24 protein-coding genes are annotated in these 12,874 nt (G+C 40.5%); all 24 read left to right on the top strand.

The annotated features are described in order from the left end of the window. Positions 1-20 precede the first annotated feature (20 nt). The 24 genes from rplV (at position 21) to ACW6PM_RS06270 (ending at position 12,676) form a co-directional block, all read left to right on the top strand. Complete coding sequence (gene rplV / locus ACW6PM_RS06385; RefSeq protein ID WP_012741332.1) at positions 21-416, top strand: 50S ribosomal protein L22; 396 nt, start codon at positions 21-23, stop codon at positions 414-416. Between the two features lie 9 nt (positions 417-425). Further along, positions 426-1,082, top strand: coding sequence for a 30S ribosomal protein S3 (gene rpsC, locus ACW6PM_RS06380; RefSeq protein ID WP_012741333.1), 657 nt, complete (start codon positions 426-428; stop codon positions 1,080-1,082). Between the two features lie 2 nt (positions 1,083-1,084). Continuing rightward, positions 1,085-1,522: a 50S ribosomal protein L16 gene (rplP, locus tag ACW6PM_RS06375; protein WP_012741334.1), complete on the top strand. Its 438-nt coding sequence runs from the start codon at positions 1,085-1,087 to the stop codon at positions 1,520-1,522. After that, positions 1,512-1,715 carry a 50S ribosomal protein L29 gene (gene rpmC / locus ACW6PM_RS06370; protein ID WP_012741335.1) on the top strand — a complete coding sequence of 68 codons (204 nt, stop codon included), beginning with the start codon at positions 1,512-1,514 and terminating at the stop codon, positions 1,713-1,715. The genes rplP and rpmC overlap by 11 nt, the downstream gene beginning before the upstream one ends. A gap of 30 nt (positions 1,716-1,745) precedes the next feature. After that, positions 1,746-2,003 (top strand): 30S ribosomal protein S17, encoded by a 258-nt coding sequence (gene rpsQ, locus ACW6PM_RS06365; RefSeq protein WP_012741336.1) that lies wholly within the window; start codon positions 1,746-1,748, stop codon positions 2,001-2,003. An 18-nt stretch (positions 2,004-2,021) separates the two neighbouring features. Further along, complete coding sequence (rplN, locus tag ACW6PM_RS06360) at positions 2,022-2,390, top strand: 50S ribosomal protein L14 (protein WP_007885948.1); 369 nt, start codon at positions 2,022-2,024, stop codon at positions 2,388-2,390. Positions 2,391-2,401: 11 nt separating this feature from the next. Beyond that, complete coding sequence (gene rplX, locus ACW6PM_RS06355) at positions 2,402-2,713, top strand: 50S ribosomal protein L24 (protein WP_012741337.1); 312 nt, start codon at positions 2,402-2,404, stop codon at positions 2,711-2,713. Between the two features lie 23 nt (positions 2,714-2,736). Next, positions 2,737-3,276, top strand: a complete 540-nt coding sequence (gene rplE, locus ACW6PM_RS06350; protein ID WP_012741338.1) for a 50S ribosomal protein L5 — start codon at positions 2,737-2,739, stop codon at positions 3,274-3,276. Positions 3,277-3,290: 14 nt separating this feature from the next. Further along, the gene (locus ACW6PM_RS06345; protein ID WP_015515536.1) at positions 3,291-3,476 is read left to right on the top strand and encodes a type Z 30S ribosomal protein S14; all 186 of its coding nucleotides are present in this window, start codon (positions 3,291-3,293) and stop codon (positions 3,474-3,476) included. A 193-nt stretch (positions 3,477-3,669) separates the two neighbouring features. Continuing rightward, a complete protein-coding gene (gene rpsH, locus ACW6PM_RS06340; protein ID WP_041254423.1) occupies positions 3,670-4,071 on the top strand; it encodes a 30S ribosomal protein S8 in 402 nt (133 codons plus the stop codon). A gap of 298 nt (positions 4,072-4,369) precedes the next feature. Then, a complete protein-coding gene (rplF, locus tag ACW6PM_RS06335; RefSeq protein WP_015515537.1) occupies positions 4,370-4,909 on the top strand; it encodes a 50S ribosomal protein L6 in 540 nt (179 codons plus the stop codon). A gap of 19 nt (positions 4,910-4,928) precedes the next feature. Then, positions 4,929-5,297, top strand: coding sequence for a 50S ribosomal protein L18 (rplR, locus tag ACW6PM_RS06330; protein WP_012741341.1), 369 nt, complete (start codon positions 4,929-4,931; stop codon positions 5,295-5,297). Positions 5,298-5,309: 12 nt separating this feature from the next. Further along, entirely contained in the window at positions 5,310-5,819 is a 510-nt protein-coding gene (rpsE, locus tag ACW6PM_RS06325; RefSeq protein ID WP_012741342.1) for a 30S ribosomal protein S5, read from the top strand. 13 nt (positions 5,820-5,832) lie between these two features. Further along, the gene (rpmD, locus tag ACW6PM_RS06320) at positions 5,833-6,015 is read left to right on the top strand and encodes a 50S ribosomal protein L30 (protein ID WP_012741343.1); all 183 of its coding nucleotides are present in this window, start codon (positions 5,833-5,835) and stop codon (positions 6,013-6,015) included. A gap of 23 nt (positions 6,016-6,038) precedes the next feature. After that, positions 6,039-6,479 carry a 50S ribosomal protein L15 gene (rplO, locus tag ACW6PM_RS06315; RefSeq protein WP_012741344.1) on the top strand — a complete coding sequence of 147 codons (441 nt, stop codon included), beginning with the start codon at positions 6,039-6,041 and terminating at the stop codon, positions 6,477-6,479. Continuing rightward, entirely contained in the window at positions 6,479-7,798 is a 1,320-nt protein-coding gene (gene secY, locus ACW6PM_RS06310) for a preprotein translocase subunit SecY (RefSeq protein WP_308650173.1), read from the top strand. The genes rplO and secY overlap by 1 nt, the downstream gene beginning before the upstream one ends. Before the next feature lie 76 nt (positions 7,799-7,874). Beyond that, entirely contained in the window at positions 7,875-8,519 is a 645-nt protein-coding gene (locus ACW6PM_RS06305; protein WP_308650172.1) for an adenylate kinase, read from the top strand. 2 nt (positions 8,520-8,521) lie between these two features. Next, positions 8,522-9,316 (top strand): type I methionyl aminopeptidase, encoded by a 795-nt coding sequence (gene map / locus ACW6PM_RS06300; RefSeq protein WP_456056596.1) that lies wholly within the window; start codon positions 8,522-8,524, stop codon positions 9,314-9,316. A gap of 47 nt (positions 9,317-9,363) precedes the next feature. Then, positions 9,364-9,582, top strand: a complete 219-nt coding sequence (gene infA, locus ACW6PM_RS06295) for a translation initiation factor IF-1 (protein WP_012741348.1) — start codon at positions 9,364-9,366, stop codon at positions 9,580-9,582. A 122-nt stretch (positions 9,583-9,704) separates the two neighbouring features. After that, a complete protein-coding gene (gene rpmJ / locus ACW6PM_RS06290; RefSeq protein ID WP_003022746.1) occupies positions 9,705-9,818 on the top strand; it encodes a 50S ribosomal protein L36 in 114 nt (37 codons plus the stop codon). A gap of 306 nt (positions 9,819-10,124) precedes the next feature. Then, complete coding sequence (gene rpsM / locus ACW6PM_RS06285) at positions 10,125-10,493, top strand: 30S ribosomal protein S13 (protein WP_012741350.1); 369 nt, start codon at positions 10,125-10,127, stop codon at positions 10,491-10,493. Positions 10,494-10,617: 124 nt separating this feature from the next. Further along, a complete protein-coding gene (gene rpsK, locus ACW6PM_RS06280; protein ID WP_012741351.1) occupies positions 10,618-11,013 on the top strand; it encodes a 30S ribosomal protein S11 in 396 nt (131 codons plus the stop codon). A gap of 19 nt (positions 11,014-11,032) precedes the next feature. Beyond that, positions 11,033-11,626: a 30S ribosomal protein S4 gene (rpsD, locus tag ACW6PM_RS06275; RefSeq protein WP_456056595.1), complete on the top strand. Its 594-nt coding sequence runs from the start codon at positions 11,033-11,035 to the stop codon at positions 11,624-11,626. Between the two features lie 90 nt (positions 11,627-11,716). Further along, a complete protein-coding gene (locus tag ACW6PM_RS06270) occupies positions 11,717-12,676 on the top strand; it encodes a DNA-directed RNA polymerase subunit alpha (RefSeq protein WP_012741353.1) in 960 nt (319 codons plus the stop codon). The last annotated feature ends 198 nt before the right edge of the window (positions 12,677-12,874 follow it).

Below are 12,874 nucleotides of genomic sequence, written 5' to 3'. Positions count from 1 at the left end.
ATTGAAAGGAGGTTTCATCCATGGCAAAGGGACATAGATCCAAAATCAAGAGAGAGAGAAATGAAGTTAGAGATACAAGACCTTCAGCAAAGTTATCTTATGCTAGAGTGTCTGTACAGAAAGCTTGTTTCGTTTTAGATGCTATTCGTGGAAAGAGTGTTAACGAAGCACTTGCAATCGTAACATACAATCCTAGATATGCTTCAAGCTTAGTAAAGAAATTATTAGAGTCAGCAATCGCTAACGCAGAAAATAATTATCCGGAAAAGAACTATAAGGCAGAGAACCTTTATGTTGCAGAGTGTTTTGCAAATAAAGGACCAACAATGAAGAGAATTCATCCTAGAGCACAGGGTAGAGCTTACAGAATCGAGAAGAGAATGAGCCACATTACAATCGTGCTTGATGAAAGATAGGAGGCAATCATGGGACAGAAGGTTAATCCTCATGGCTTAAGAGTTGGCGTTATCAAGGACTGGGATTCCAAATGGTATGCAGAGGGTGATTTCGCTGATTACTTAGTAGAAGATTATAATATCAGAACATTTTTAAAGAAAAAATTATACGCAGCTGGTGTTTCAAAGATTGAGATCGAGAGAGCTTCAGATCGCGTTAAGGTTATCATTTATACAGCTAAGCCGGGTGTTGTAATCGGTAAGGGCGGAGCTGAGATCGAGAAGATCAAGGCTGAGGTTCAGAAGCTTACAGACAAGAAATTAGTTGTTGATATCAAAGAAGTAAAGAGACCGGACAAGGATGCACAGCTTGTTGCTGAGAACATCGCTTTACAGCTTGAGAACCGTGTTTCATTCCGTAGAGCAATGAAGTCTTGCATGGGAAGAGCTATGAAGGCCGGCGTTAAAGGAATTAAGACAACATGTTCAGGTCGTCTTGGCGGAGCAGATATGGCTCGTACAGAGACATACAATGATGGAACTACTCCACTCCAGACAATCAGAGCAGATATCGATTATGGATTCGCTGAGGCAGATACAACTTACGGCAAGGTTGGCGTTAAGGTTTGGATCTACAAAGGCGAGGTACTTCCTACAAAAGCAAACAAGGAAGGAGGAGCTAAGTAATTATGTTAATGCCTAAGAGAGTAAAACATCGTAAACAGTTCCGTGGTTCCATGGCAGGAAAAGCTACAAGAGGAAACAAGATCACAAATGGTGAGTACGGTATTGTAGCACTTGAGCCATGCTGGATCAAAGCAAATCAGATTGAGGCTGCCCGTGTAGCTATGACTCGTTACATCAAGCGTGGTGGTAAAGTTTGGATAAAGATTTTCCCAGAGAAACCTGTAACACATAAGCCTATGGGTGTTCGAATGGGTAAAGGAAAGGGTGCCCTTGAGTATTGGGTAGCTGTAGTAAAACCAGGTAGAGTATTATTTGAAATCTCCGGAGTACCGGAAGACGTAGCTAAAGAAGCTTTACGTCTTGCTACACACAAATTACCTTGCAAGTGTAAAGTAGTTTCTCGTGCAGATTTAGAAGGCGGTGAGTCAAATGAAAACTAGTGCATACGTTAAAGAGTTACAGGCACAGAGCGTAGAGCAGTTACAGGCACAGCTCGTTGATGCTAAAAAAGAACTTTTCAATTTAAGATTCCAGAATGCAACTAACCAGTTAGATAACACAGCAAGAATCAAAGAGGTTCGTAAGAACATCGCTAGAATTCAGACTGTTATCACTGCAAAGGCTGCAGAATAGTTTATCCTATCAGAAAGGAGATTTTAGACCGTGGAAGAAAGAAATCTTAGAAAAACACGTGTTGGTGTTGTTGTAAGCGATAAGATGGATAAGACAATCGTTGTAGCTGTAAGAGATAACGTAAGACATCCTCTTTACAACAAGATCGTTAAGAAGACTTATAAATTAAAAGCTCATGACGAGAAAAACGATGCAAAGATCGGTGATACAGTCAGAGTTATGGAAACAAGACCTTTATCTAAAGATAAGAGATGGAGACTTGTAGAAATCATGGAAAGAGCAAAATAATAAAAGGAGGCTACAAGCATGGTACAGCAGGAAAGCAGACTCAAGGTTGCTGATAACACTGGCGCTAAAGAGTTACTTGTTATCCGCGTTATGGGTGGATCTACCAGAAGATATGCGAACATCGGTGATGTAATCGTTGCTACTGTTAAAGATGCAACACCAGGCGGTGTTGTTAAAAAAGGCGATGTAGTTAAAGCCGTAGTAGTTCGTTCAGTAAAAGGTGCTCGTCGTAAAGACGGATCTTATATAAAGTTTGATGAGAACGCAGCAGTAATCATCAAAGATGACAAAACTCCAAAAGGAACACGTATATTTGGACCAGTAGCTCGTGAGCTTCGTGAGAAACAGTTCATGAAGATTGTTTCTCTGGCTCCGGAAGTATTATAGGAGGAACGTCAATGGCAACTATGAAAATCAAAAAAGGCGACCTTGTTAAGGTTATCGCTGGAAAAGATATCAACAATGAGGGCAAGGTAATTGCCGTAAACGCAAAGAACAATACACTTCTTGTTGAGGGAATCAACATGGTTACTAAGCATACAAAACCAAGTATGTCAAATCAGCAGGGCGGTATCGTTCATCAGGAGGCTCCAATCGATGCTTCCAACGTAATGCTCATCCATGACGGAAAGCCTACTCGTGTAGGATTCAAGATGGATGGAGACAAGAAAGTTCGCTTTGCTAAATCAACAGGCAAGGTTATCGACTAATTGGAGAGAGGAGGATTAAGACATTGAGTAGACTTAGAGAACAGTACGAAAATGAGATCAAGGACGCAATGATCAAAAAGTTCGGATACAAAAACGCAATGGAAATTCCAAAGCTTGACAAGATCGTAGTTAACATGGGTGTTGGTGAAGCTAAGGAAAACGCTAAGGTTCTTGAGGCAGCCGTTAAGGATATGGAAGCCATCACAGGACAGAAGGCAGTTACAACTAAAGCAAAGAATGCTATAGCTAACTTTAAAATCAGAGAAGGAATGCCAATCGGATGTAAGGTTACATTACGTGGTGAGAAGATGTACGAGTTTGCAGATCGTCTCATCAACTTAGCATTACCTCGTGTACGTGACTTCAGAGGTGTTAACCCTAACGCATTTGATGGCCGTGGAAACTATGCCCTTGGAATTAAAGAGCAGATCATCTTCCCTGAGATCGAGTATGATAAGGTAGATAAGGTTCGTGGTATGGACATTATCTTCGTTACTACAGCTAAGACAGACGAAGAGGCACGTGAGTTACTGGCACAGTTCAATATGCCATTCGCTAAATAATCGGAGGAATTCTAATGGCTAAGACAAGTATGAAAATCAAACAGCAGCGTGCACCAAAGTTCTCTACAAGAGCTTATACACGTTGTAGAATTTGTGGACGTCCACATTCAGTTTTAAAGAAATACGGTATCTGCAGAGTATGCTTCCGTGAGTTAGCATACAAGGGACAGATCCCAGGCGTTAAAAAAGCTAGCTGGTAAGCCCGAAAGCAACTTAGTGAACACAAGCGCATACGCGCTGTGTGAGCTTAGTGCGAGGGCGTTCTCTGAGATTAGTGAAAGCAAGTCGTAAGACGCAGCTTGAGCTTAGCGAAGAGAACCTCCTTAGGCAACAGCTGTTTTTTATAAATAACTATATTAACAAACATATTTAAGGAGGATATCGTTCATTATGATGATGACAAGTGATCCAATCGCAGATATGCTTACAAGAATTCGTAACGCAAATACTGCAAAACATGATACAGTAGACATCCCAGCTTCTAAGATTAAAGTAGCAATCGCTGGAATCCTTGTTGATGAGGGATTCATCGAGAAATACGACATCGTTGAGGATGGAAAAATCAAGACAATCCATGTTACATTAAAATATGGTGCTGACAAGAATGAGAAAGTTATCACAGGAATCAAGAGAATTTCTAAGCCGGGTCTTCGTGTATACGCAGGCAAGGATGAGATCCCTTCAGTTCTTGGTGGACTTGGAATTGCCATTCTTTCAACTAACCAGGGTATCGTAACTGATAAAGAGGCTAGAAAGCTTCAGGTTGGTGGCGAAGTATTAGCATTCGTTTGGTAGCCCGAAAGCAACTTAATGAACACAAGCGCTTGCGCGCTGTGTGAATTTAGTGCGAGGGCGTTCTCTGAGATTAGTGAAAGCAAGTCGTAAGACGCAGCTTGAACTTAGCGAAGAGAACATACCCTCATAAAACCCTGACTTAACAGTTAGGTAAATTATTTCATCACGTATCCATATTCGATGCATCAATGATGTATAGTAGGGATACAGCAAGTAACATCTTAAAGTATAACCTGACCACAAGGTCAGAAATACTAAATAACTATTAACCTAATATCAAAATATAGGAGGTACGGGCATGTCACGTATAGGAAGAATGCCAATCGCAGTTCCTGCTGGAGTAACAGTTGAAATTGCAGAAAATAATCATGTGACTGTAAAAGGTCCAAAGGGTACTCTTGAGAGAACTCTTCCATCAGAGATGGATATCAAATTAGAGGGTGAAGAAGTAGTAGTTACAAGACCTAATGATTTGAAGAAAATGAAATCCTTACATGGATTAACAAGAACACTTATCCACAACATGGTTGTTGGTGTAACTGAGGGTTATACAAAGACTCTTGAGGTTAACGGTGTTGGTTACAGAGCTTCTAAGGCTGGAAAGAAACTTACTCTTAACTTAGGATATTCTCATCCGGTTGAGATGGAGGATCCTGAAGGACTTGAGTCAGAGGTTCAGGATAACAAGATTATCATTAAGGGTATCGATAAAGAAAAAGTTGGCCAGTACGCAGCTGAGATCAGAGATAAGAGAAGACCTGAGCCATATAAGGGCAAGGGAATCAAATATGCTGATGAGGTTATTAGACGTAAAGTTGGTAAGACTGGTAAAAAATAATTAAAGGAGTGGACAAGTAATGGTTAGTAAGAAATCAAGAACAGAAGTTCGTGTAAAGAAACATAACAGAATGCGTAATCATCTTGCTGGTACAGCACAGCGTCCTCGTTTAGCTGTATTCAGAAGTAATAACCATATGTATGCTCAGATTATTGATGATACAGTTGGAAATACACTCGTTTCTGCATCAACACTTGACAAGGATATCAAGGCAGAGCTCGAGAAGACTAATAACGTAGATGCAGCAGCAAAGCTTGGTACTGTAATCGCAAAGAAAGCATTAGATAAAGGTATTTCAACTGTTGTCTTCGATAGAGGCGGTTTTATTTACGCAGGAAAAGTTAAAGCATTAGCTGAAGCAGCAAGAGAAGCTGGCTTAGATTTTTAGGAGGAGACAAACATGAAACGTGAAATCATTGACGCTAGTCAATTAGAATTAGTTGACCAGGTAGTTGACATCAAGCGTGTAACAAAGGTTGTTAAGGGTGGACGTAACATGCGATTCACAGCTCTCGTTGTTGTTGGTGACAAGAACGGCCATGTAGGTGCAGGTCTTGGAAAAGCAGCAGAAATTCCTGAAGCTATCCGTAAGGGTAAAGAGGACGCCATCAAGAGCATGGTAAATGTTAAGTTAGACGAGAACAATTCTATTACACATGATGTAACAGGAAAATATACAGGTGCTTCCGTATTATTAAAGAAGTCTCCTGAAGGTACTGGTATCATCGCTGGTGGTCCTGCACGTTCAGTATGCGAGATCGCTGGTATCCAGAATATCCGTACAAAGTCTTTAGGATCAAACAACAAGCAGAACGTAGTACTTGCTACTATCGAGGCTCTTAAGCAGTTAAGAAGCCCTGAGGATGTTGCAAAGCTTCGTGGTAAATCTGTAGAAGAAATCTTAGGTTAGGAGGAACGCTAAAATGGCAGATAGAGTTAAAGTTACATTAATCAAATCTACAATCGGTGCTGTTCCTAAGAACAAGAAGACTATTGAGGCTCTTGGTCTTACTAAGTTAGGCAAAACTGTAGAGTTACCAAACAATGCAGCTACACAGGGAGCTGTTCGCAAAGTAGCACCATACGTAAAAGTAGAAGAAGTTTAAGAATAAAATAAGGAGGTACCGTGATGGATTTATCTAATTTAAAAGCGGCTGAGGGTTCAGTTCATAGTGATAATTTCAGAAGAGGTCGTGGACACGGCTCAGGAAACGGTAAGACTGCTGGTAAGGGACACAAGGGACAGAAGGCTCGTTCAGGAGCTCCAAGACCTGGTTTCGAAGGTGGACAGATGCCATTATATAGAAGATTGCCTAAGAGAGGCTTCAAGAATAGAAACACTCTTACAATCGTACCTATAAATCTTTCAGCTCTTGAGAGATTCGACAACGATGCAGTAGTTTCAGTTGAGACATTAATCGAGGCTGGAATCGTTAAGAATCCTAGAGATGGCGTAAAGATTCTTGGAAATGGAGAACTTACTAAGAAGCTTACAGTTCAGGCTAACGCTTTCAGCGCTAGTGCAAAAGAGAAAATCGAAGCTCTTGGTGGAAAAGCAGAGGTGATCTAATGCTTAAAACACTCCGTAATGCGTTTAAAATAAAGGATGTCCGTAATAGAATCCTTTTTACATTCATGATGCTTATTGTCATCAGAATCGGAAGCGAGCTTCCGATTCCTGGTGTCAAGGGCTCCGTATTTCAGAGTTGGTTAAACAGTAAATCAGCAGATGGTTTAGGCTTTGTTGATGCTATAACAGGTGGATCATTCTCACAGATGTCAGTATTTGCGCTGAATATTACACCATACATTACATCTTCAATCATTATGCAGTTGCTTACAATTGCAATACCTAAGCTTGAAGAGATGCAACGCGATGGCGAGGATGGCAGAAAGAAGATTGTTGAGATAACACGTTATCTTACAATTGCATTAGGCCTTCTTGAGTCAGTCATGATGGTAATTGGTTTTTACAGACAGAATTACCTTACAGATAAGACACCATTGACTGTTATTATGGTCGTTACTTCACTTACAGCAGGTTCTGCTGTACTTATGTGGATTGGAGAGCGTATTACAGAAAAGGGTGTAGGAAACGGAATATCAATAGTATTGACAATCAATATTATTTCACGTATTCCAGAAGATTTAAGTACACTTTGGTCACAGTTCATTGCTTCCGCAGCGAACGTTCCAAAGGCGATTGTTGCAGGTCTTATCATAGTAGCAATCATTGCTGCAATGGTAGTATTTGTAGTATTGCTTCAGGATGCACAGCGCAAGATTCCTGTACAGTACTCAAGCAAAATAAGAGGCAACAAGCAGATGGGCGGTCAGCAGACCTGTATTCCACTTAAGGTAAATACCAGTGGAGTTATCCCGGTAATCTTTGCCCAGTCTCTTATGCAGACACCTGTTATCATTGCCAGCTTCCTTGGAAAGGGCAATGGAAATGGAATAGGCTCTAAGATATTAAAAGGATTATCACAGTCTAACTGGTGTGATCCAAAGGAGCCAATATATTCAATCGGACTTATTGTTTACATTGTGTTGATTATAGCATTTGCTTACTTCTACACAAACATTACATTCAATCCGCTTGAGATTGCAAACAATATGAAGCGTTCAGGTGGCTTTATACCTGGTATCAGACCTGGAAAGCCAACCAGCGATTACTTAAATCAGATATTAAATTACATTGTATTTATTGGAGCTATTGGACTTGCGTTTATCGCATTTGTTCCTATATTCTTCAATGGAGTATTCAACGCAGATGTATCCTTTGGTGGAACTTCAATCATCATCATTGTCGGAGTTGTTATTGAGACATTGAAGCAAATTGAATCACAGATGAGAGTTCGTTACTATAAAGGATTTTTAGATGATTAATTGTACATTGGAGATACTGAATTCAGTATCTCCATTCGTGCTATCAACAAGTTTTGTATAAAAGGAGAAAATTTTTATGAAGATCATCATGTTAGGGGCACCTGGTGCCGGTAAAGGTACACAGGCAAAGCAGATAGCTGCAAAATATTCTATACCACATATCTCTACAGGAGATATATTCCGTGCAAATATCAAGAACGGAACAGAGCTTGGTAAGAAGGCTAAGACTTATATGGATCAGGGAGCACTTGTTCCGGATGAGCTTACCTGCGACCTTGTTATGGACAGAATACAGCAGGATGATTGCAAAAACGGATTTGTATTAGACGGTTTCCCAAGAACAATTCCACAGGCAAAGGCACTCGATGATGCTCTCACAAAGATTGGGGAGAAGATGGATTATGCCATCGATGTAGATGTTCCTGATGAGAATATTGTTAACCGTATGGGTGGAAGAAGAGCCTGCCTCAACTGTGGTGCAACATATCATATTGTTTTCAATCCAACAAAGGTCGAGGGCAAATGTGATGCATGTGGCGCTGACACAGTACTAAGAGATGACGATAAGCCAGAGACAGTTCAGAAGCGTTTATCTGTATATCATGAGCAGACACAGCCACTTATCGAGTACTATGACAAGCAGGGCATTTTAAAGTCTGTAGACGGTACAAAGCCTATGGATGAAGTATTTTCAGCCATTGTAGGTATATTAGGTGAATAATAATGTCTGTAACTATCAAATCAGAGCATGAGATAGAGCTGATGAGAGAGGCCGGCAGGATTCTGGCGGCTGTTCATCAGCAGCTCGGTAAAGAAATCAAACCGGGAATGTCCACCAAGGATGTGGACCGGCTGGGCGAAGAAATGATTCGTAGTTATGGATGCGAACCGTCTTTCTTAGGATATTGCGGATATCCGGCCTCCATATGCGTTTCAGTAAACGAGGAGGTTGTACATGGTATCCCGACTGATGAGCGTATCTTACAGGAGGGCGATATCGTTAGCCTTGATGCTGGTGTTATCTACAAAGGATACCACTCAGACGCAGCCAGAACAGTAGGCGTAGGAGAGATTTCAGAGGAAGCAAGACTTCTTATAGAAAGAACACGTCTTTGTTTTTTTGCAGGAATAAAGAATGCAGTTGCGGGAAACAGATTGTATGATATTTCAGGGGCCATACAACAGCTTGCCGAATCTTTTGGATACGGAGTTGTATATGACCTTGTAGGTCATGGCATAGGAAGTCATTTACATGAGGATCCTGAGGTGCCGAATTTCAGGCCACAGGGCTTTAGAAAAGGGCTCAGGCTTAAGCCGGGCATGACACTGGCAGTTGAGCCTATGATCAATGCAGGTTCACCGCATGTGGTGTGGATGGATGGCGAATGGACAGTGGTGACTGAGGATTTATCGTTGTCGGCACACTATGAAAATACCATACTTATTACAAAAGGAAAGCCGGAGATACTTTCCCTGACGGAGGAAGAAAAAGCAGCCGGATTTCTGGAACTAATCTAATAATAATCATAACGAAACCCAAGGATTTATTTACAGGAGGAATCAAAATGTCAAAAGCAGACGTTATCGAAGTTGAAGGTGTTGTAGTTGAGAAGTTACCAAATGCGTTTTTTAAGGTAGAGCTTGAGAACGGACACCAGATTTTAGCAACAATCAGTGGAAAGCTTCGTATGAATTTCATCAGAATTTTACCTGGAGACAAGGTAACAATTGAGATGTCACCATACGATCTGACAAAGGGCAGAATTATCTGGAGAGATAAGTAATTTTTGCAGATAATTTTTTGAAAAAATATATTGACTTCCCTTAAGTGTCCGTGTATAATGCTATCTGGACACTTTTGGAAAAGTACCTGAAAAGGACTTTTATAGAGAAAGGAGGATTTGCTGTGAAGGTAAGATCATCAGTTAAACCTATTTGCGAAAAGTGCAAAGTTATCAAGAGAAAAGGAAGCATCAGAATTATCTGTGAGAATCCAAAGCATAAGCAGAGACAGGGTTAATTAGTACAAATATTTGACCCTGTTATTTGTGCGTTTGGTTTATTAAACCTTTTTTCACATCATTATGTGCGGCTGCAGCGAGATATTTATCATCGCTGTTCATAATAAACAGAGGCATTCTGGTTTCATATTATAATACCGAGTGATATGGGACGAAATGCAAATATGGGAGCGCATATGGCTACACACATTTCAGGACGTGCAACCGTAGCTGTAGATGCATATGTGTTTCGGAGAGTATACGTCAAGTTGCAGATGTATCGTTACTATAGTAAATAACTAAAAATTATGGAGGTGTAAACACACATGGCTCGTATTGCAGGTGTAGATTTACCAAGAGAAAAACGTGTAGAAATCGGCTTAACTTACATCTACGGAATCGGAAGAGTAAGTGCAGACCGTATCCTTGAAGCAGCTAATGTTGATCCAAGCACTCGTGTCAGAGATCTTACAGATGACGAGGTTAAGAGAATCAGCGCTGTTATCGACGAGACAATGACAGTTGAAGGTGATTTAAGAAGAGAAATCGCTTTAAATATCAAGAGACTTCAGGAAATTGGATGCTATCGTGGTATCCGTCATAGAAAGGGACTTCCGGTTCGTGGTCAGAAGACAAAGACTAATGCAAGAACTCGCAAGGGTCCTAAGAGAACAGTAGCAAACAAGAAGAAATAATCACTTAAATAAATAAGTGAAACGCCGCTTGAACGTAGTGTGCGTTTAGTTCTGCGGACGAAGAAGCAGAGCTTCATTATAACTTAAATAAAGTTTAGAAAGTAGAAAGTAGGTTAGTTTAAATATGGCTAAGAATGTTGCAAAGAAAACAACTAAAAAGCGTGTAAAGAAAAACGTTGAACGCGGACAGGCACATATTCAGGCATCTTTCAATAACACAATCGTTACTTTAACAGATGCTGAAGGAAATGCTTTATCATGGGCAAGTGCCGGTGGTCTTGGATTTAGAGGTTCAAAGAAATCTACTCCATATGCTGCACAGATGGCAGCAGAAACAGCTACAAAGGCAGCTTTAATCCACGGATTAAAGACAGTTGACGTATTCGTTAAGGGACCAGGTTCAGGAAGAGAGGCAGCTATCCGTGCCCTTTCAGCATGTGGTCTTGAGGTTACATCAATCAGAGACGTTACTCCGGTACCTCACAATGGATGTCGTCCACCAAAACGTAGAAGAGTCTAATCAGGAGGTATAGATTAAAATGGCAGTTAATAAAGTACCTGTACTTAAGAGATGCAGATCACTTGGTTTAGAGCCAAGTTATTTAGGATATGATAAGAAGTCTAGAAGAAACCTTACAAGAGCAAACAGAAAGGTGTCTGAGTACGGACTTCAGTTAAGAGAAAAGCAGAAAGCTAAATTCATCTATGGTGTTTTAGAGAAGCCTTTCCGTAATTACTACAAGAAAGCAGATCAGATGAAAGGATTAACAGGTCTCAACCTTATTACAATCCTTGAGTCAAGACTTGACAACGTAATCTTCCGTCTTGGATTCGCAAGAACAAGAAAAGAAGCAAGACAGATCGTTGATCACAAGTTCGTTACAGTAAACGGAAAAGTTGTTAACATCCCTTCATACCTTGTAAAGGCTGGCGATGTTATCGAAATTAAAGAGAGCAAAAAGAATACTCAGAGAATGAAAGATATCGTCGAGGTAGCTGGCGGAAGAATCGTTCCGGAGTGGTTAGACGTAGATGCTGAGAAATTACAGGGAACTGTAAAAGACTTACCTACACGTGAGCAGATTGATGTTCCTGTAGATGAGATGCTCATCGTCGAGTTATATTCTAAGTAAAATTAGGTTGATTTGCCGGGGATTTATTTCCCGGCTTATCCACTCTTTGATAACATATAACAACGATACCCGAGAAGGAGGGAATTTGAAGTGTTCGATTTTGAAAAACCAAAAATTGAAATCGCAGAAATTTCAGAAGACAAGACATATGGCAGATTTGTTGTAGAGCCATTAGAGAGAGGTTACGGTACAACACTTGGAAACTCTTTAAGACGTATCATGCTTTCTTCTTTACCGGGCGCTGCAGTAAGCCAGGTCAAGATTGATGGCGTTTTACATGAATTCAGCTCTATTCCTGGTGTTAAGGAAGATGTTACAGAAATCATCATGAATATCAAGAACCTTGCAATTCGCAATAATAGTTCTACAAATGAACCAAAGGTTGCATATATCGAATTCGAAGGTGAAGGCGTTGTTACAGCAGCCGATATTCAGGTTGATTCAGATATCGAGATTTTGAATCCTGAGTTAGAGATTGCACACTTGAATGGTGGAGCAGATTCTAAGCTTTACATGGAGCTTACAATCACAAACGGCAGAGGTTATGTCGGAGCTGAGAAGAACAAGAACGAGGATACACCAATCGGAGTTCTTGCTGTAGATTCAATCTACACTCCTGTTGAGCGTGTTAACCTTACTGTAGAGAATACCCGTGTAGGTCAGGTTACAGATTACGATAAGCTTACATTAGATGTATTTACAAACGGTACATTGGAGCCGGACGAGGCAGTCAGCCTTGCAGCTAAGGTATTAAGTGAGCACTTAAATCTGTTCATCGATCTTTCAGAGGCAGCACAGCAGGTTGACGTTATGGTCGAGAAAGAAAACGATGCTCAGGAGAAGGTTCTTGAGATGAACATCGATGAGCTTGAGCTTTCAGTTCGTTCATACAACTGCTTAAAGCGTGCAGGAATCAACACTGTTGCAGAGCTTATCAATAGAACACCTGAGGACATGATGAAGGTTCGTAACCTTGGTCGCAAGTCTTTAGAGGAAGTTTTAGCAAAATTAAAGGAATTAGGTTTAGAGTTAAATCAGACTGAGGAATAATTCATCAGAATAATCCTTGTACTGATTCTTCTAAATAAATTGGTCATATATAAATTTAAAATATCAATATCATATTTATGTTTATGTGTGACAAAACTCATAACGGCAGGGGCAGTAAGACCAAAGAGCGTGACCGTGTCTGATACATGAGTGGCAACTGATTTGAGCATTTTGCTTTTTGAAATAAGGCAAGGCTTT

This window comes from Agathobacter sp., assembly GCF_977054825.1.
The sequence above is the reverse complement of the archived record's forward strand: the minus strand, read 5'-3'. Positions and strand labels throughout refer to the sequence as shown.